The organism is Bacillus sp. IBL03825, assembly GCF_024712505.1.
Lineage (GTDB): Bacteria > Bacillota > Bacilli > Bacillales > Bacillaceae_G > Bacillus_A > Bacillus_A wiedmannii.
The window spans coordinates 1,932,803-1,952,256 of the sequence record NZ_JAMXKE010000001.1; the positions used below are offsets into that span (position 1 = coordinate 1,932,803).

At 34.6% G+C, this 19,454-nt stretch carries 17 protein-coding genes, 1 pseudogene and 2 other annotated features; of the genes and pseudogenes, 15 read left to right on the forward strand and 3 right to left on the reverse strand.

All coding sequences use genetic code 11. The annotated features are described in order from the left end of the window. Nucleotides 1-78: 78 nt before the first annotated feature. Nucleotides 79-843 carry an alpha/beta fold hydrolase gene (locus tag NHG49_RS10020; RefSeq protein ID WP_064476347.1) on the reverse strand — a complete coding sequence of 255 codons (765 nt, stop codon included), beginning with the start codon at nt 841-843 and terminating at the stop codon, nt 79-81. Nucleotides 844-1,083: 240 nt separating this feature from the next. On the opposite strand from NHG49_RS10020, the gene NHG49_RS10025 reads away from it, so the two are divergent. From NHG49_RS10025 to hitS, 3 genes are all read left to right on the forward strand, one after another. Further along, a complete protein-coding gene (locus tag NHG49_RS10025; protein ID WP_064476346.1) occupies nt 1,084-2,844 on the forward strand; it encodes an ABC transporter ATP-binding protein in 1,761 nt (586 codons plus the stop codon). Nucleotides 2,845-2,932: 88 nt separating this feature from the next. Further along, nucleotides 2,933-3,610 carry an envelope stress response regulator transcription factor HitR gene (gene hitR, locus NHG49_RS10030; protein ID WP_064476345.1) on the forward strand — a complete coding sequence of 226 codons (678 nt, stop codon included), beginning with the start codon at nt 2,933-2,935 and terminating at the stop codon, nt 3,608-3,610. Next, the gene (gene hitS, locus NHG49_RS10035; protein ID WP_064476344.1) at nt 3,607-4,680 is read left to right on the forward strand and encodes an envelope stress sensor histidine kinase HitS; all 1,074 of its coding nucleotides are present in this window, start codon (nt 3,607-3,609) and stop codon (nt 4,678-4,680) included. Before hitR ends, hitS begins: the two co-directional genes overlap by 4 nt. Nucleotides 4,681-4,703: 23 nt before the next feature. Here hitS and NHG49_RS10040 read toward each other — a convergent pair. Then, nucleotides 4,704-5,229, reverse strand: a pseudogene (locus NHG49_RS10040) (DUF3139 domain-containing protein). A gap of 258 nt (nt 5,230-5,487) precedes the next feature. Here NHG49_RS10040 and NHG49_RS10045 point away from each other — a divergent pair. The 5 genes from NHG49_RS10045 to NHG49_RS10065 all read left to right on the forward strand — a co-directional run bounded on the left by NHG49_RS10045 (nt 5,488) and on the right by NHG49_RS10065 (nt 9,456). Beyond that, complete coding sequence (locus NHG49_RS10045) at nt 5,488-6,207, forward strand: 3-ketoacyl-ACP reductase (protein ID WP_000818985.1); 720 nt, start codon at nt 5,488-5,490, stop codon at nt 6,205-6,207. A 140-nt stretch (nt 6,208-6,347) separates the two neighbouring features. Next, nucleotides 6,348-7,019, forward strand: coding sequence for an O-methyltransferase (locus NHG49_RS10050; protein WP_064476343.1), 672 nt, complete (start codon nt 6,348-6,350; stop codon nt 7,017-7,019). 53 nt (nt 7,020-7,072) lie between these two features. Beyond that, a complete protein-coding gene (locus NHG49_RS10055) occupies nt 7,073-7,513 on the forward strand; it encodes an ASCH domain-containing protein (RefSeq protein WP_064476342.1) in 441 nt (146 codons plus the stop codon). Between the two features lie 125 nt (nt 7,514-7,638). After that, nucleotides 7,639-8,511, forward strand: coding sequence for an aminoglycoside 6-adenylyltransferase (locus NHG49_RS10060; protein ID WP_064476341.1), 873 nt, complete (start codon nt 7,639-7,641; stop codon nt 8,509-8,511). Nucleotides 8,512-8,628: 117 nt separating this feature from the next. Further along, nucleotides 8,629-9,456, forward strand: a complete 828-nt coding sequence (locus NHG49_RS10065; RefSeq protein WP_064476340.1) for a peptidoglycan-N-acetylglucosamine deacetylase — start codon at nt 8,629-8,631, stop codon at nt 9,454-9,456. Between the two features lie 184 nt (nt 9,457-9,640). Here NHG49_RS10065 and NHG49_RS10070 read toward each other — a convergent pair whose 3' ends face one another. After that, entirely contained in the window at nt 9,641-10,249 is a 609-nt protein-coding gene (locus NHG49_RS10070) for an NUDIX hydrolase (RefSeq protein ID WP_064476339.1), read from the reverse strand. 81 nt (nt 10,250-10,330) lie between these two features. On the opposite strand from NHG49_RS10070, the gene NHG49_RS10075 reads away from it, so the two are divergent. The 7 genes from NHG49_RS10075 (at nt 10,331) to NHG49_RS10105 (ending at nt 19,300) form a co-directional block, all read left to right on the forward strand. Beyond that, the gene (locus NHG49_RS10075; RefSeq protein WP_064476338.1) at nt 10,331-10,969 is read left to right on the forward strand and encodes a pyridoxamine 5'-phosphate oxidase family protein; all 639 of its coding nucleotides are present in this window, start codon (nt 10,331-10,333) and stop codon (nt 10,967-10,969) included. A gap of 234 nt (nt 10,970-11,203) precedes the next feature. Continuing rightward, nucleotides 11,204-11,435, forward strand: a binding site (T-box leader). A gap of 115 nt (nt 11,436-11,550) precedes the next feature. Further along, nucleotides 11,551-11,782, forward strand: a binding site (T-box leader). Nucleotides 11,783-11,936: 154 nt separating this feature from the next. Continuing rightward, the gene (locus NHG49_RS10080) at nt 11,937-13,232 is read left to right on the forward strand and encodes a homoserine dehydrogenase (protein WP_064474237.1); all 1,296 of its coding nucleotides are present in this window, start codon (nt 11,937-11,939) and stop codon (nt 13,230-13,232) included. After that, the gene (thrC, locus tag NHG49_RS10085) at nt 13,225-14,283 is read left to right on the forward strand and encodes a threonine synthase (protein ID WP_064474236.1); all 1,059 of its coding nucleotides are present in this window, start codon (nt 13,225-13,227) and stop codon (nt 14,281-14,283) included. Before NHG49_RS10080 ends, thrC begins: the two co-directional genes overlap by 8 nt. Beyond that, on the forward strand, nt 14,280-15,173 hold the full coding sequence (gene thrB, locus NHG49_RS10090) for a homoserine kinase (protein WP_048559639.1): 894 nt from the start codon (nt 14,280-14,282) through the stop codon (nt 15,171-15,173). Before thrC ends, thrB begins: the two co-directional genes overlap by 4 nt. 112 nt (nt 15,174-15,285) lie before the next feature. Beyond that, on the forward strand, nt 15,286-15,495 hold the full coding sequence (locus tag NHG49_RS10095) for a DUF6366 family protein (RefSeq protein WP_064474235.1): 210 nt from the start codon (nt 15,286-15,288) through the stop codon (nt 15,493-15,495). 213 nt (nt 15,496-15,708) lie between these two features. Further along, nucleotides 15,709-18,015: a glycoside hydrolase gene (locus NHG49_RS10100; RefSeq protein ID WP_258125893.1), complete on the forward strand. Its 2,307-nt coding sequence runs from the start codon at nt 15,709-15,711 to the stop codon at nt 18,013-18,015. A gap of 283 nt (nt 18,016-18,298) precedes the next feature. Next, the gene (locus NHG49_RS10105; protein WP_000093639.1) at nt 18,299-19,300 is read left to right on the forward strand and encodes an LCP family protein; all 1,002 of its coding nucleotides are present in this window, start codon (nt 18,299-18,301) and stop codon (nt 19,298-19,300) included. The last annotated feature ends 154 nt before the right edge of the window (nt 19,301-19,454 follow it).

Here is a 19,454-nt window from a genome sequence, read left to right on the forward strand (position 1 = left end):
TTTCGTATAGAGAAAAGGCTTTCCAGGGAAACTTGGGAAGCCTTTTTATAGTTGAATAAATTGGGAGTGTAGTAGTTTTTACTGTAACTTCCCATTTAAAAATCGAGCGTATAGGTCATGAAAGTAGTTCGGACGAAATAAGTTTGCTGCATGTCCTGCAAGCGGTATTTCTTTATATAAAACGTTAGGAAGAATGGATTTTAAATCAAAAAGACAAGATTTATAGAGATGATCATGTTCACCCATTACCCATAGAATAGGATGGGGAAGTGATTTTAATTTAGATTTCAAATCAAATTCTAACCGGTGTCGTAATGATTGGGCAATAATTGATGAATGTAATTGCAATCCGAAACGGTAATAAATATTTCTTGAAATGACTGCGAACGGATTTGCCTTTAATATGCCACTTGGAAAAATAGTATTTGCGTATTGAGAGAGCCATTTAGAGTAATCGTCTCCTCGCTTCTCCCAAAACTTTTGAAATACGTTATATAAAAGGGAAGGGTTATTATAATGTCCACCAATATGACAAATGCTCAAAACTTTTTCTGGGTGCATTTGTGCAAAAATTGTAGAGATATAACAGCCGTAGCTTAAAGCGCAAATATGGGCCTTTTTAATGCCTTCTTTTTCGTATAAATTCAATAATTGATCTACGAGACGCTGTAATGAAAATTCGATAGCTTCTCCTTTATCGTCGCCGTGACCTAATAAGTCATAGGTAATAATGTTGTAAGAGGTGGAAAATCGTTTATGCTCTTTTTTGAAGGCACGACGATTGCCAACTAATCCATGAATAAAAATGATTGTTTCTTTTTCGGAATGTATACTTGTTTGCAAAAAGGATACTCCTTTCAATAACGGGAGATTTATATAGTATCGTAAATTGGTTATTTATAATTCACATAGAATAATATTTAGTACTAGGTAATAATATCAGATGTTTATATCTGTTGTAAAGATGCGTTTTTATGTATATTTTGTAAAAATAGAAAAAGTGTGTTTACATTCAGTTTACATTCGTATTGTATTCTATTTTTAGAAAGAACAGTTTGGTTTAACACGAGGAGATGAACAGGAATGGAAGTTAGAAATGAGATGAAGAAAAAAGGGAGCTGGAGGCAGTTTTTACGCCTTATTCAAGATACAAATCCTCCGAAAGGGATTCTTGCTTTTGCATTATTAATGAGTTTGCTTTCTACGGGAGCGAGTTTATTTATTCCGATGTTAACGAAGGGGTTAGTAGATAATTTTTCACTTTCTTCAATTAGTACAGGGCAAATTGTTGGGCTAGTTGCATTCTTTATTATGCAAACTATAGCTGCAGGATTGTCTATATATTTATTAAATTATATTGGACAGAAGATTGTAGCTGGACTGAGAGAACGTTTGTGGAAAAAGGTGCTTATTTTACCGGTAACTTATTATGATCAAAATAGAACAGGCGATACAATTAGTCGTATGACAAATGATACAGGAGTTGTGAAAACGTTAATTTCTGAGCATTTGTCAAATTTATTAACAGGCGGTATTTCAATTGTTGGATCATTAATTGTATTATTTGTTTTAGATTGGAAAATGACACTTTTACTTTTAACGGTTATTCCATTATCAGTACTCATTTTAGTTCCGCTTGGACGAAAAATGTATAAAATTTCAAAAGCACTTCAAGATGAAACAGCATCTTTTACTAGTGTATTAACACAAGTGTTATCAGAAATTCGTTTAGTGAAATCTTCGAACACAGAAAAAAAGGAATATGAAACTGGAAATAAAGGTATTGAAAAGCTATTACAATTTGGTTTGAAAGAGGGAAAAGTGCAAGCGTTAATTTCACCAGTTATGTCGTTTGTTTTAATGGCATTGCTTGTTATTATCGTAGGGTATGGTGGAATGCGAGTTTCTAGCGGTGCATTAACAACAGGAGAACTAGTAGCGTTTATTTTATATTTAGTTCAAATTATAATGCCAATGAGTCAATTATCTATGTTCTTTACACAATTTCAAAAGGCGATTGGTGCAACGGAAAGAATTAATACAATTTTAGAATATGAAGTAGAAGATCATGAAACTGGTGTGAAGGTCACAAATGCTAAGCAGCCGATCGTTCTTGAAAATGTACATTTCGAGTATAACGAAGAAGAGCAAGTTTTAAAGAATATTGATTTCACAATTGAATCAGGAAAAGTAACAGCAATCGTAGGACCAAGTGGTAGCGGGAAAACGACGTTATTCTCACTATTAGAACGTTTTTACGAGCCAACTAGCGGTGCTATTAAATTAGGAAAAGACTCAATTACGAGTTATTCATTGCAATCATGGCGACGTCAAATTGGTTACGTTTCACAAGATAGTCCGTTAATCGATGGGACAATTCGTGATAATATTTGCTACGGTGTTGAGGGTGAAGTGACAGATGCAGAAATTGAAAAAGTAGCAGCGATGGCATATGTTGATGCATTTATTCATGATTTGCCAAACGGATACGCAACAGAAGTTGGAGAACGTGGTGTGAAGCTTTCAGGAGGGCAAAGACAACGAATTGCGATTGCTCGAGCGTTACTTCGAAATCCACAAATTCTTATGTTAGATGAAGCAACTTCAAGTCTAGATAGTAAATCAGAGTCTGTCGTTCAGAAAGCGTTAAATAACTTAATGAAAGGCAGAACAACGTTAGTTATTGCACATAGACTTTCTACTGTTGTGGATGCAGATAAAATTATCTTTATAGAAAAAGGGAATCTTACAGGAAGTGGTACACATGATGAATTATTACAGACACATGATATGTATCGTGAATTTGCAACGCAACAATTGAAAATTAAAGAGGGCGTATTATAAAATGAATCATCAGTGGGGTTTTTACTCCACTAATGATTCATTTTTAAAAGTTTTATAAAGGATGCGAATTAGAAAGGAAATGGTTTCTTTGATACCTAACATTTTAATAGTAGACGATGATCCGCATATTAGAGAACTTGTTTCTGTATTTTTAGAACGAGAAGGTTTTCAAACATATGAGGCAATTGATGGACTAGATGCACTTCAGAAAATAGACGAAGTAAAAGTTGATATGGTTATTCTTGATATTATGATGCCAAATATGGATGGATTTGATGTATGTTTTGAATTAAGGAAGTACTATGATATTCCGATTTTGATGCTAACTGCTAAAGGGGAAACGTCTCAAAAAGTAAAAGGATTTCACCTTGGCACCGATGATTATCTTGTAAAACCATTTGATCCTATAGAACTAGTAGTGAGAGTTAAGGCGTTATTGAAACGTTACCAAATTACAGTGTCGCAATCGATTCAAATTGGGAATGTACTGTTAAATCGTAAAACATTTGAAGTTACAGCCGGAGAACAAACAGTCACATTACCGCTAAAAGAATTCGAATTGCTCTTTACTTTAGGTTCTAAAGCAGGAAGAACATGTTCGAGAGAGCAGTTAATTGAAGATGTATGGGGATATGATTTTGAAGGGAATGAACGTACACTGGATGTTCATATTAATCGTCTACGTGAGAAGTTTCAAGAAGAGAAATCGAAATTTAGTATTAAAACGATAAGAGGATTAGGGTATCGCTTAGAGGTAAGTAAATGAGGAAAAGAAAACGAATGAGTAAGGTGAAGATGTTGAAAGTAACGGGAGCGGTATTAGCGCTTTTTTCTTTTCTCACTATAATTTGGTCTATCGCATTTTATGTAGCAACTAGTATATTGAATGCTTTTGAAGTAAACGTATCGTCGTTTGTTGCCTTTCTAATTAGTGATATGGTCGGTTTTATATTTATTGTTCTTATCTGGACATTGATTGGGATATTAATGAGACCAAAACGAGAGGCAATGATTTGGACTATTATTGAACCGATACAAAAAATTGCAAAAGGAGACTTCTCCGTAAAAATACGAAATGAAGAAAAGTATGATGGAGAAATTGGTGTACTCGTAAAAAGTATAAATGATATGACAGATGAACTGAATGCGATGGAGAAAATGCGCCAGGAATTTGTATCGAATGTTTCTCATGAAATACAGTCACCTTTAACTTCTATAAAAGGATTTGCTAGAGCACTACAAGATAACAATCTTTCGGAGGAAAAAAGAAAGCATTATCTTACCATTATTGAAACGGAAACGACGAGATTATCTAAACTAAGCCAAAATTTACTGAAACTAACTCTTTTAGAGTCAGAGGAGTATACACCAGAAAAAGCGACTTATCGATTAGATCAACAGTTAAAGCAAATTGTGTTAAATAGTGAACCGCTCTGGGCTGAAAAAGAAATTGAATTAGACCTTGATTTAGAAAAAGTGCATATAACTGCCGATCAAGAAAGTATGAGTCAAGTTTGGATTAATTTAATTCATAATAGTATTAAATTTACTCCAAGTCGTGGCACAATTACAATTCAGTTACAAGAACATGAGAAATTCGTAGAAATACGTATTCGTGACACTGGAATTGGTATATCTGAAGAACAGAAACAACATATTTTTGAGCGTTTTTATAAAGCGGACTCTTCACGAAATCGTACTTATGGAGGAAGTGGATTAGGTTTAGCTATCGTAAAAAAGGTACTCGACCTTCATCAAGGAAAAATAAAAGTCGAGAGTGAAGAGGGGAATGGGACAGAATTTATTGTTTGTATTCCAAATTCTGAAGAGAAATAGTGTTAGGAGGATATCTTCTAACACTATTTCTCTTTAAAAATACATTTTCCATTACTGCAACTATATTGATAAGCTTTTCCTTCGTTATTCATACGGTGTGAATAATCTGATTTTTTATCTTTCTTAAAGTCAACATATGCTTCTGCACCGTTTTTATCATTATCGATATCAATGAATTGAACGTAGCGTATAGAATAATCTTTCTTTTCACTTAAACCTCTTTTTTTGCAGGTTTGTATGAATACCGTCTACTAACTCGTCAAACAATGACCAGTTTAAATTAAGACTTTCAAATGACTCAGTATGTCTTCCTAAAATGCCGTTGTCTTGTATTATTTTCTTATTCTTATCGTATGTATAAGAGTATGTAAAATAAGGTTCGTCTTTATATACGACCTCTGCATAATAGCCGATATTATAAATGAGAGTATATTTTCCGGTTATGCTTTGTATTTCTTTTTGCTTATAGCCTTTTATAGTATAGAGGTAGTCGCTAGTATCTTTTTCTATTACTTTATAATGTAATGGATTACCAAATATAAAGTACATAGCCAAAAATATGATACATAGTCCGACTGCAGTTAGTGATAAGAACCATTTTTTCTTTTCATACACATGCACTCTCCTATGCAGGATTTATTTTTATTTTACATGAATTATGGCAAAAACATGAGACTTATCAATAAAAACTTTCCATAGTTACCTATAAGTAACCTACGCACATGAAAGTGCATCATTGCCTTTTTACATAAACACAGATACAATTTTAATATAATACATAACTGAGATGATTAAGGAGTGTTATACTTGGCAGAATTATTACAAGGTAAAAATGCTTTAATTACAGGAGCAGGTAGAGGGATTGGTCGTGCTGTAGCGATCGCATTAGCGAAAGAGGGCGTAAATGTAGGTCTTTTAGCTCGTTCAGAAGAAAACTTAAAAGCTGTAGCGAAAGAAGTAGAAGCAGAAGGCGTAAAAGCTGTTATTGCGACTGCTGATGTATCTTCATATGAAGAGGTAACGACTGCAATTGAAACGTTAAAAAATGGTTTAGGATCTATCGATATTTTAATTAATAACGCTGGTATTTCTAAATTCGGTAAGTTTTTAGAACTAGATGTTGCTGATTGGGAAAAAATCATTCAAGTAAACTTAATGGGTGTATACTATGCAACTCGTGCAGCTTTACCAAGCATGATTGAACAACAATCTGGTGATATTATTAACATTTCATCTACAGCAGGACAAAAAGGTGCACCTGTAACAAGTGCATATAGTGCTTCTAAATTTGGTGTTCTTGGCTTAACGGAATCGTTAGCGATGGAAGTTCGCAAACATAACATTCGTGTAACAGCTTTAACTCCAAGTACTGTAGCAACTGATATGGCTGTAGATTTAGGATTAACTGATGGGAATCCAGATAAAGTAATGCAAGCAGAAGATATTGCAGAGTTTATCGTAGCGCAGCTGAAATTAAATAAACGTACATTTATTAAATCAGCAGGACTTTGGTCTACTAATCCGTAAGGGATAAATGTATAAACAAAAGAAGGGATATTTATTCTGTAATGGAGTAGATGTCCCTTCTTTATTTTTGTTTATGAGACGGAATTTTCGGTATAATCAAATGTGAATAGTAGAAAAGTATTGAAAGGGATGGTATTTACATGAGTACGATTGAGAAATGGACGGCTGTTGATCAATATGTGAGTGATGTATTAATACCGAAAGATTCTACATTAGAAGAAGTACTTCAAGCAAACGCTGCAGCTAATTTACCAGCACATGATGTATCGCCAACGCAAGGGAAGTTTTTGCAACTATTAGTACAAATTCAAGGAGCTCGAAACATTTTGGAAATTGGTACTCTAGGTGGATATAGCACGATATGGCTTGCAAGGGGATTGCCACCTGGAGGCAGAGTTGTTACATTGGAGGCAAGTGAAAAGCATGCTGAAATTGCACGTAGCAATATTGAGCGTGCAAATTTGAATGATATAATTGAAGTGCGAGCAGGATTAGCTTTAGATTCTTTACAGCAAATCGAAAATGAGAATTATAAACCTTTTGATTTTATTTTCATAGACGCTGATAAACAAAATAACCCTACCTATTTTGAATGGGCACTGAAACTATCACGCCCTGGTACTATAATTATTGGTGATAACGTAGTACGTGAAGGAGAAGTTATTGACAATACGAGTAACGATCCTCGCATACAAGGGATACGTCGCTTCTATGAATTAATAGCTGCAGAGCCACGTGTAAGTGCTACTGCGCTTCAAACTGTCGGAAGTAAAGGATACGATGGGTTTGTAATGGCAGTCGTAAAAGAGTGACACGGTTCGAAAGTCTATTACACTTATAGTAGAGTTTAGGGGAGTGAGAGATAATGAATGAAGCAGCGCAACAATACTGGACGGAGTATTGGAAAGATGCTGAGATACCAAAATCGGTGAGTGCATGGAAATTTGGTGATACCCCAAATCGTCTTGCTAAGCAAGTAGTTGACGGAACGAAAACCGCAACTTGTTCTGCATATCTCTTCTATGAATTAAAGAATATACCGTTACCAACTACAGAGGACTACTCTGTTATTTTGGATCACGATGAAAATCCGGTAGCAATTGTAAAGACGATTGAAGTAACAATAGTACCTATGAATGAAATTACAGAAGAATTTGCAATTGCTGAAGGGGATGAAAGCTATAAAAATTGGAAGGAGATCCATGAAAGATATTTCAGAAGTAAATTGAATGAAGTGGGTCATGATTTTTCTGATGATATATTGCTTGTATGTGAACGATTTAGAAGAATAGATATAAAAAAATAGGAGGAGAGAAAATGAAAAAGATGTTTCAAAAATTATAACATGTATCGTGTACAACACAGCTAGCTCGTGGACCTCCAATATACTTGGAAATATAAGCTTATATAAAAATTGGAGGTTAGGAATAGATGAGAACTGAAAAAGACATGCTAGACTTAATTATTAATACAGCAAAAGAGGATGAAAGAATTCGAGCTGTCATCATGAATGGATCACGTGTAAATCCAAATGTGAAAAAAGATTGTTTTCAAGACTATGATATTATGTATGTTGTAAATGATATACAATCTTTTACGTCTAATCATAATTGGATACGTAGATTTGGAGAAATAATGATTGTACAAATGCCAGAAGAAATGTCATTAGTTCCAGCGGACGAAGACGGGAAATTTCCGTATTTAATGCAGTTTATGGATGGAAATCGAATTGATTTAACGCTCGTTCCATTTGATTTGATAAATAAGTTTGTTGGACAAGATAGTTTAAGTGAACTGCTTCTGGATAAAGATGATTGTATTGATGAATTTCCACCAGCAAGCGATAAAGACTACTTAATAAAAAAGCCTACAGAAAAAGAGTTTTTAGATTGCTGTAATGAATTTTGGTGGTGTAGTACGAATGTGGCAAAAGGACTATGGAGAGAAGAACTTTCTTATGCGAAAGGAATACTTGATGGCCCGGTGCGGGATATGTTTATCGTAATGTTAGAATGGCATATTGGTATGAAAACAGACTTTACAGTTAATGTAGGGAAGTTTGGAAAGCTTTTCGAGCAATATATTGAAAAAGATATGTGGGAGCAATTTAAACGGACCTATTCGGATGCTGAATATGAAAACATATGGGAGTCATTTTTTGTAATGGGCGATTTATTTAGAAAAGTTGCGAACGAAATTGCTAACACATATGGGTATCAATACCCGCAAGGTGATGATGACAGAGTGACAGGCTATTTAAAACATGTGAAAGCTTTGCCGAAAGATAGTGCATCGATTTATTAATTGTATAAAGCAGTAAGACTGTCCTAATTATGGACAGTCTTATTTTTGTTCATGAATAATAATTTCTCTAACAAAGTGCAGATGAATCACATATGAAATTTTAGGGAGGTTTTTATCATGTATTATTTTTATTCGTCAGAAATGTTTGCCCCATATCAATGGGGACTAGAACGAGATGTTTCGTACGCCTATATGCCATATCACTCATTTTATTATGGAGACTATATAAGCTCATTGCCATACGCATATATCCCTCAAAACTATACAGTACAAATGAAAGTATATGAGCGTGGATCGTGGACACCATTTTCTTGGGTCGAAAAATATGCGTATGCATTTTCAGGGTCGTACAATAAAGCGGAAGTCGCTCTTACATTTGATGATGGACCAGATTTAGAATTTACGCCGAAAATTTTAGATAAGTTAAAACAACATAATGTGAAGGCGACTTTCTTCTTGCTTGGTGAAAACGCAGAAAAGTATCCGAATGTAGTAAAACGTATTGCAAATGAAGGGCATGTAATTGGTAATCATACGTACAGCCATCCAAATTTAGCGAAAGTAAATGAGGCGGAGTATCGTAATCAAATTATAAAAACAGAAGAAATATTAAATCGTTTAGCTGGTTATGCACCGAAATTTATTCGTCCGCCATACGGTGAAATACTTGAAAATCAATTGAAGTGGGCAACAGAGCAAAATTTTATGATTGTACAATGGAGTGTCGATACGGTTGATTGGAAAGGAGTAAGCGCTGATACGATTACAAATAATGTGTTAGGGAATTCATTTCCAGGTAGTGTCATACTTCAGCATTCAACTCCAGGCGGGCATTTACAAGGATCTGTAGAGGCGCTAGACAAAATTATTCCGCAGTTAAAAACGAAAGGGGCACGCTTTGTAACGCTGCCAAGTATGTTCCAGACATCGAAAGAGAGAAAATAAAATGGATTTTAAATCACTCGGATTGTGTCTGTTATCTACTGATTATTAGCCCACTCGTACGGGCGCCCGACTTCAAACTCACTCATTGCATTTACAGAAATTTGAGGTGGGATTCTTATTGCACGCAAATAGCAGGATAAAGAATAGGAGTCCCAAGTACTTTAAAATGGGAGTCCTATTTTATTTATAAACTATTATTTTTTAGTAATTCTTTTCCTTGTTCTACAACGAATTCATAGTATGCAAGATCATACGGATAAATATCTTCAAATGTTATCGTTATCGGTGTATTGCTTAAAACAGAAATAGCCGTAAAAGATGAAATCTCTCTTTTTAATAGTTGTAGAAAAGGAGTTGCATGTATTTTCATCACATCGTCTACTTCTTCACCTGGTGCAAATGGAAGTGTATTGATGACATTATGAAAATACATATGACAAAATTCACGATCAGTAAGATTTGAAATTTCATAATCTATTTTAAAGATTCCTTTGTATGCTAAATCGGTAGTTTGAAAGAAAAGCCCTAGTTCTTCTTCAATTTCACGAAGACCGCCAATTTGTACATCTTCATTATGCATAATATGTCCAGCTGAAGTAATATCCCATATACCCGGAGCTTCTTTTTTATTTTTAGAGCGTAATTGGAAATATAAAAACATATCTTCAGCATCTTTTTCTACAAACCAACAATGAAATGTTTCGTGCCAATCACCGTCGCGATGCACTTCATCACGTAATTTCTTCCCAAGTATATTATTTTCAGTATCAAATATTGTTAACCACTCTGTCATTTAAATTCCCCTTTCTGCCAATTATATTATACAATATTTGTATTGAATTTTGGGAAAATAAAGAAAAAGGGGTGGGTATAAGTGGGGATAGAGAATAAGGAAATAAAATCGATTATTTCAACAGAGGAAGAGTTACGAAAAATATTGGGGCGACCAAGTGAGCGAGCTTTGAAAAAAGTTATTTCATCATTAGACCATCATTGCATAGATTTTCTGTCTAAATCTCCTTTTCTAGTATTATCTACTGCAAATAAATTAGGAGAGTGTGATGCTTCGCCGAGAGGAGACGCACCTGGATTTGTATACGTATTAAATAATAATAAAATTATCATTCCAGAAAGACCAGGCAACCGTCGTATAGACTCCATTTTGAATATTATTTCAAATCCGCACGTAGGGTTACTCTTTTTGATCCCTGGTCTTGGGGAGACACTCCGAATAAACGGCCGAGCATTCATTACAAACGATGAAGAAATTTTGCAAGAAATGCAGGCAAATGGACGCAATCCGTTACTTGGAATTGTTGTTGAAATAGAGGAATGCTATATTCATTGCGCAAAAGCTTTTATTCGTTCTAAGATGTGGGATTCAGAGTCATGGCTAAATAAAAAAGAGTTACCTTTAGCAGCAAAAATGTTGTTGGAGCATGCGAAAGTGAATGCTTCAGAAGAAGATATTGCACGTTCTTTAGAAGAAAGTTATACGAAAAGATTGTATTGAAAAAAACTTTAGTAATATATTTTTAAAGGCGGATTTCTAATCGTTTTGGAATGGAATATTTATATATGAACTGTTGATTTACAAACTGGAGAAATAACGAAATAGGTAAATCGAGAGGTAGTTGCATAATGTTATTGTGAAATATAATAAAATAGTATCTTGAAAATAGTTAGTAAAAATAGGCTTGCTTTTTAAAAAGTTGATAACTATAATAAGTTAACAAATAGACATGAACGAAAAGTAACGATAAGGACATGAAATCATTTTTACGGTTTACAGAGAGGGAAGTCAAGGGTGTGAGCTTCCTAACACGAGAAATGATTTTACCACCTTTGAACTTCAATAGTGAACGAGTAATCTAGTAATTATTGACGGAATCAGCCGTTATCTGAACTTGAGCAATCTAGAAGGAAATAAGTCTGGATTGGAACAAGGGTGGAACCACGAAAACACATTCGTCCCTTTCCTAGGGATGAGTGTGTTTTTTTATGGAGTTAGAGATTGAAAATTAAAAATAATTAAAAAATAGTATTGATTTTGTTGTTTATACGAGTATAATGAGTTAACAAATAAACATGAACGAAAAAGTAACGATAAGGACACGGAATCATTTTTACGGTTTACAGAGAGGGGAGCCAAGGGTGTGAGCTTCCTAACACGAGAAATGATTTTACCACCTTTGAACTTCAATAGTGAACGAGTAATCTAGTAATTATTGACGGAATCAGCCGTTATCTGAACTTGAGCAATCTAGAAGGAAATAAGTCTGGATTGGAACAAGGGTGGAACCACGAAAACACATTCGTCCCTTTCCTAGGGATGAGTGTGTTTTTTTATTACTTTGAAAGGAGGTGCTGTAACATGAAACGATTTGTACGTACGGAAATAACCACCACCTGCATGATTAAAAAACAGAGCAAGGTGATTGATAGAGATAAAAAATAAAATTGTAGGAGGAGATTAGAAGATGAATAACGTTATTAATATTGGAGTGTTAGGCTTAGGTACGGTCGGAAGTGGTGTTGTCCATATTTTGAAAGAACATTATAAAAAAATTGCACTTGATACAGGGTATGAAGTGAAGGTAAAGACAGTCGTTGTACGTGACTTAGAAAAAGAACGTGATGTTTGCATTGATGGGATCGTAGTAACAAGTCATGTTGATGAAGTTCTAAATGATTCAAATATTGATATTGTAGTAGAGGTAATGGGCGGAATTGAAGAAGCAAAGCAACATATTGTTAAGGCTTTACGAAATAAGAAACATGTCGTGACAGCAAATAAAGATTTAATGGCTGTATACGGTGCAGAACTTCTTCAATTAGCGAACGAAAATGATTGTGATCTATGTTATGAAGCAAGTGTAGCGGGCGGTATTCCGGTGTTAAGAGGATTAACAGACGGATTAGCTTCAGATCAAATTGAAAAAATAATGGGAATTGTAAATGGAACAACAAATTACATGTTAACAAAGATGAGTCAAAAGGGATGGTCGTATGAAGAGGCTTTACAGGAAGCGCAAAAATTAGGTTTCGCAGAATCGGATCCAACAGCGGATGTAGATGGGTTAGATGCGGCGAGAAAGGTAGCCATTCTTGCAAACTTAGGTTTTTCGATGAATGTTTCTTTAGATGATGTGCAAGTAAGAGGGATTCGAAAGGTCGAAAAAGAAGATTTACAAATGGCTGAAAAGTTAGGATTTACTATGAAATTAATTGGTAAAGCAGAGAAACAAGGGTCAGCCATTCATTTAAGTGTAGAACCGACTCTTTTACCAAGTCATCATCCATTATCGAATGTAAATAATGAATTTAATGCAGTATATGTTCACGGTCAAGCAGTAGGAGAAGTAATGTTTTACGGGCCTGGAGCTGGGAAGTTACCAACTGGTTCTGCTGTAGTAAGTGATATTATTTCAATCGTTAAAAATATGAATCAAGTTCCGAAAAGTAAAAGTGCGTTAAAAGAACCAGAGCCATATGAGTTACAAGGGGATGAAGAAGTCGTTTCGAAATATTTCTTACGTATTTCATTACGAGATGAACCTGGGATGTTGCAAAAAATAACAGAATGTTTCGTTAATTATTCTGTGAGTTTAAAAGAAGTGATTCAATTACCTTTAAATCGCGAACTTGCAGAAGTCGTTGTTGTGACACATCAAACTTCAAAGTATCAATTTCAACGAGTACTAGGAGCGATAGAAGATGTCGCAAGTGAAATAAACAGTTATTACATTATTGAGGAGGAAAAACAATATGTATAAAGGATTATTAAAACAGTATGCTTCTTATTTACCGGTGAATGAAAATACACCTGATGTTAGCTTAATGGAAGGAAATACACCTCTTATTCCGCTATTAAATATATCAAAACAATTAGGGATTAAGTTATACGGTAAGTACGAAGGAGCGAATCCGACAGGTTCTTTTAAAGATCGTGGTATGGTAATGGCAGTCGCGAAGGCGAAAGAAGAGGGTTCAGAGGCAATCATTTGTGCATCAACAGGTAATACATCAGCATCGGCCGCAGCATACGCGGCACGCCTTGGAATGAAATGTATAATCGTAATCCCGGAAGGAAAGATTGCACATGGAAAATTAGCGCAAGCAGTCGCTTACGGAGCTGAAATCATTTCAATAGAAGGAAATTTTGATGATGCACTTAAGGCTGTAAGAAATATTGCTGCGGAAGAGCCGATTACATTAGTAAACTCAGTGAATCCTTATCGAATTGAAGGGCAAAAGACAGCAGCATTTGAAATTTGTGACCAGTTGCAAAGTGCACCAGATGTTTTAGCGATTCCTGTTGGGAATGCTGGGAATATTACAGCGTACTGGAAAGGTTTCTGTGAATATGAGAAAGAAAAAGGCTATAAGAAGCCAAGAATTCACGGATTTGAAGCGGAGGGAGCAGCTGCTATTGTAAAAGGACATGTCATTGAAGAACCTGAAACAATTGCAACAGCGATTCGTATCGGTAACCCCGCAAGTTGGTCATATGCAGTAGAGGCTGCTGAACAGTCTCACGGTGAAATAGATATGGTATCAGATGAAGAAATTTTACATGCGTATAGATTATTAGCAAAAACGGAAGGGGTTTTCGCTGAGCCGGGATCAAATGCTTCATTAGCAGGTGTAATTAAACATGTTCAATCTGGAAAAATCAAAAAAGGAGAGACAGTTGTTGCAATTTTAACTGGAAACGGCTTGAAAGATCCTGATATCGCAATTTCTTCTAATACATTAGACATTGCAAGTGTTTCAAATAATATAGAACAAATTAAAGAGCATATTAAAGGGGTGATTATGTCGTGATACCATTAAGTATTCGTGTTCCTGCTAGTACAGCGAATGTTGGACCAGGATTTGATTCAGTAGGAATAGCTTTGTCATTATATTTAGATGTGGTGGTAAAAGAAAAAGCTGATAGATGGCAAGTAATCCATTCCTTTGAAGAATCAATTCCGACAGACGATAAAAATTTAATCGTTAGCACGGCATGTAAAGTATGTCCTTCTTTATCACCTCAAATAATAGAAGTTACTGGTAATATCCCGCTTACAAGAGGTCTAGGAAGTAGTGCATCAGCAATTGTAGCAGGGATAGAGCTTGCGAATCAACTTGGTAATTTGAACTTAACGACTGATCAAAAAGTTCAAATTGCAACAAATTTTGAAGGGCATCCAGATAATGTTGCGGCTTCTATATTAGGAGGAACTGTAATCGGAGCACTTGATGGAAAGAATGTTTCGGTTGTAAGAATTGAAAGTAAGGAATTAGGTGTAATTTCTCTTATTCCAAATGAAGAGTTAAATACAGAGGAAAGCCGATCTGTATTACCAGATGTGTTTCCTTTTCATGAAGCAGTTAAGGCTAGTGCAATCAGCAACGTATTAGTAGCTGCGTTTTGTCAAAAGAAGTGGGAAGTTGTAGGGGAAATGATGGAAAGAGATCATTTTCACGAGCCGTATCGTTTAGAACTCGTACCGCTATTACCCTCAATTCGTAAATGTGCAAAAGAGTTTGGCGCATACGGCACAGCGCTTAGTGGTGCAGGTCCATCTATTTTTATATTAACGCCATATGATAAACGTCAAGAAATTGCTGAACAGTTAGCGAGAGTATTTACGTCTATGAAAGTGTGTGAGCTAGAAATCGATCATAGAGGAATTACTGTAAATAAAGAAGAACATATAGAACTATAAAAAAGCTAGCATTGCTAGCTTTTTTTGTTGTAAATATCTTTTCAGTTGGCATATATAAGAAAAGTAATAATGTATAATTTAGTAAAGCGTGTATTAATTTGGAGGTGATTATATGAATAAAGAGTCACCAGAAGAAAAAAGAGAACGTGTAAGGCAAAGTGAATTGAAAAATAATCCTACCGGTTCTTTACATGATGGACTCAACAGAGCTGAAACAGGTAGTCCAGTTGATATGGCGGGTGGTATGAATTGGAAAGGTACAGCGCTAGTAATTTTAGTGCTAGTTTTAGGGTATATTATATACACTTATTTTTTTAGTTAAGAAATGCATGTTAAAGCTTCGAATTATTTGCTTTTATATTTAGTGGAGATGAAAAAACACGGTTATTGTACTACATATACTTTAAGCAGATTATAGTTGTTCATACACATTTATTTATAATACTCAAAATAGAGCTAGCATTATGCTGGTTCTATTTTTTTGCCACATTCCTGTAACAAAGCTCCTGTATATTCAGTGGTGGAGGTGCAGAAGATGAAAAAAATGATAGCAATATGTCTTCTTACAACGATGCCATTTTCGACTTTAGTCGGGTGTGATGTAAAAGGTAGCAATACTGTACAAGAGTCTAAGGTAAAGAAAGCGACCTATAAAGAGTTCACTTACGATGTAAATCCAGAGACTTTCACGTTAACTGTAGAACATGATGGTGTAAAGGAACAGGCATCACAGCCGTTACCGAAAATGAAGGTGTCGAATGTAAAAAAAGACAAGGGTCGCACATCTTGGGAATATCCAGATCAAAAAGTAAAAGTGAATCTAGAAAAGAAAAAAGATCACTTAAATATTGAAGTGGAATCGACTGGTGCAGAAAGTTTTACATGGCCGAAAGTACAAGCTGAAAATTATACACTTCCGTTATGGGAAGGAAAGCAAATTCCGAGTAATGATGAAAATTGGAAGAAGTTTTTAAAGGATGATGCATATTCATTTGCTGAATCATTTTCTATGAAGTTTTTTGCGTTAAATGGTTCGAAATATTCCATTGTATATATTGCGAACAATATGTTTAATAATGAATTGAAATTTCATTCCGATCCGAAAATAGGATTTGATTTTATACATGAATTCCCGCGTATAAATAAAAATAAAGCATATGGATTTCAATTATATGTGACAAATAATGATGCAGTCAGTATTGCTAAACTGTATAAGGATAATATTGCTCAAAAAGGTGAATTTAAAACATTACAAGAAAAAGCTAGAAAAAATAAAGAGATTGAAAAACTTTATGGTGCGGCTCATTTTTATTTTTGGAATCAAAATGGTTTGTCTGACAGTAACATAAATTGGCCGAAGATAAGAGAACAAATAAATAGTCCTGTGTTTAGTCATATAAAAGGGCTTATTCAAAAGAATAGTTCGGAGCCTGGAGAACTGAGTGTGTTTGAGCAAGTAAGTAAACAAGATTTCATTGATAAGTACCAAAAAAATGTTATTTTGCGTTATGTAAATGAAGTATTATCAATGAAGGAATTGTATAAAAAGGATATTTTCCAAAATGTTGATCAGAAGGCTAGTGAGTTATTAAACAAAGGGGTAGATCACTTATCGAAGATGGAGTTATATAACTTAAATAAGCATGTATTAAAGTCGGCGCTCGGTGATGCGGTTGAAGAAGTAAGTAAATGGGGTAAGGCAGATGGAACGGATATTATAAAGGAAATGAAAGAATCAGGAATAGACAATGCATGGATTGGGCTACCGAACTGGGAACAAGGGTATATGCAGCCTGATTTCGTGACAGAAGCTAAGAAAATAGGATATTTAGTTGGTCCGTATGATTCTTATCATTCTATTCACGAAAAAGCTGATAAAAATTGGAATACAGCTTCTTTTCAGGATTCATCGCTATATGAAGAGGCAACTGTGACGAAGAAAAATGGAGAAAAAGTGCAAGGATTTTTAGGTAGAGGGCGAAAATTAAATCCAACTTTATCTCTTCCTAGTGTAAAAGAGCGAATGAACGAGATATTACAAAATGGACCTAAATATAATTCATGGTTTATTGATTGTGATGCAACAGGTGAAATTTATGATGATTATTCGGCCAAACATATAACGACACAAGAACAAGATTTAAAAGCAAGGTTGCAACGAATGGATTATATTGCGCAAGAAAAAGGTATGGTAGTTGGCTCAGAAGGCGGAAATGACTTTGCAAGTAGCACGATTGCATTTGCTCACGGCATTGAAACGCCTGTTATTAAATGGGACGATGAAGATATGAGGAAAAATAAAACAAGTCCGTATTATGTGGGCGGATATTGGTCGCCGAATCAAAATGTTCCAGAAAAATATGCAAAACAAGTACCGTTAAAAGAAGAATATAAACAAGTATATTTAAATCCAGTATATTCGGTACCGTTATATAAATTAGTATACAACGATTCTGTAATTACAACGCACCACTGGGAATGGGGAAGTTTGAAAGTAAAAGATGAGGTAGGAAACCGAATGTTATATGAGTTATTGTATAATGTGCCTCCGTTGTACCATTTAGATGAAGTAGAGTGGAATAAACATAAACAAGAAATTACGCAGCATCTAAAAGTTTGGAATGAAGTTCATGAAAAGGCAGTAAAAGAAGAAATGACGAACTTTGCATATTTGTCAGAAGATAAATTAGTCCAATCTGCCTCATATGGAAAAGATATTAAAATTATTGTGAATTTCTCAAATGAAGAGATAGAAATAGATAAGGTGAAACTAAAAGCAAAATCCGCTTTCATTTATAATCATGGGAAGAAAACAATGTTTACACCGTTCGAGAAAAAATAAAATGCAATGTATTGTTGCATTGCTGATTTTTTAGGTGAAAATTGAAGGATTCGAAACGGATAAATTTATAAATCTGTAATTTCGGATGTTGCGAAGTGTTAAATATTTGAAGTTGGAAAATAGTGACTTGCCAAAAATAAGCACGAGAGTATAATGTGAAATGGAATACATATTGGATTCATCATGTAACCTTACAAAAATGTAAGGTGTTTGAAAGGAAATTCAATATGAAGAATACTAGACATACATTATACTAGGGAAAGAGAAAGAGAGGCGAATGAAGATGAGCTCTGAATTAGAACAAAATACGAGAAGTAATAAAAAACGTTCTAAAAGAAGGTCAATAAAATGGTTCATTTTAATTCCATTTTTCCTACTTATTTTTGGAGGAGTAGGATATGGATCATTAATATATAATAAAGCAAAAGCTGTTGTAAGTGATGCGTATGCACAAATTGATAAGTCATCGAAGCGTGATAAAGAAGTTGAACCTTTAAAGGATAACATTTCAATTTTAATCATGGGTGTAGATGGTAGTGAAATGCGAAAAAGTCAATATGGTGAAGCTGTTCGCACAGATGCACTTTTATTAGCAACAATTAATAAAGATGATAAATCAGTTAAATTAGTAAGTATTCCGCGTGATTCACGTGTATATATCCCATCTAGAAAGAAATTAGATAAAATTACACACGCACACGTATTTGGTGGTGTTGAAAGTACACGAGATACAGTGGAAAGATTTTTAAATGTTCCTGTTGATTATTATGTGAAGTTTAACTTTGAATCATTCGTACAAATTGTCGATTCACTTGGTGGTATTGATATTGATGTACCTGTTACTTTCACAGAGCAAGATAGTAAAGACCAAGCGGGTATGATTCATTTAGAAAAAGGCTTCCAACATTTAAATGGAGAACAAGCACTTGCACTTGCAAGAACGCGTAAAATTGATAGTGACGCAATGCGTGGACAAAGACAACAACTTGTAATAGAAGCAATTGCAAAAAAAGCGATGTCTGTGCAATCAATTAGCAAAATGGGCTCTTTACTTGATGCGGTTGATAAAAATATGAAAACGAACTTAACTTTCGATGATATGCTTGCAATTACAAAAAATATGGCAGGATCTAATTTGGAAATGGAAAAAATGCAAATAGAAGGTACGGATAAACGTATCGGAGGTATTTATTATTACATTCCAAACGAAAAAAATGTAAAAGATATTTCGAAAAAATTAAATGAGCATTTAGGTGTAACGCCAAAACCAGTTCGAAATGAATAATAAAAAAAGATTGGCTTTCGCCAATCTTTTTTTATCGGAATGGATTTGTAACTTTTCTGTAACGATTTTTTATTTTAGAAAAATTATACTCATATGTATGAGAATATTGGAGAAGCAAAAAGTAAAGAGAAATAATGAAAATCTGTAATAAGGA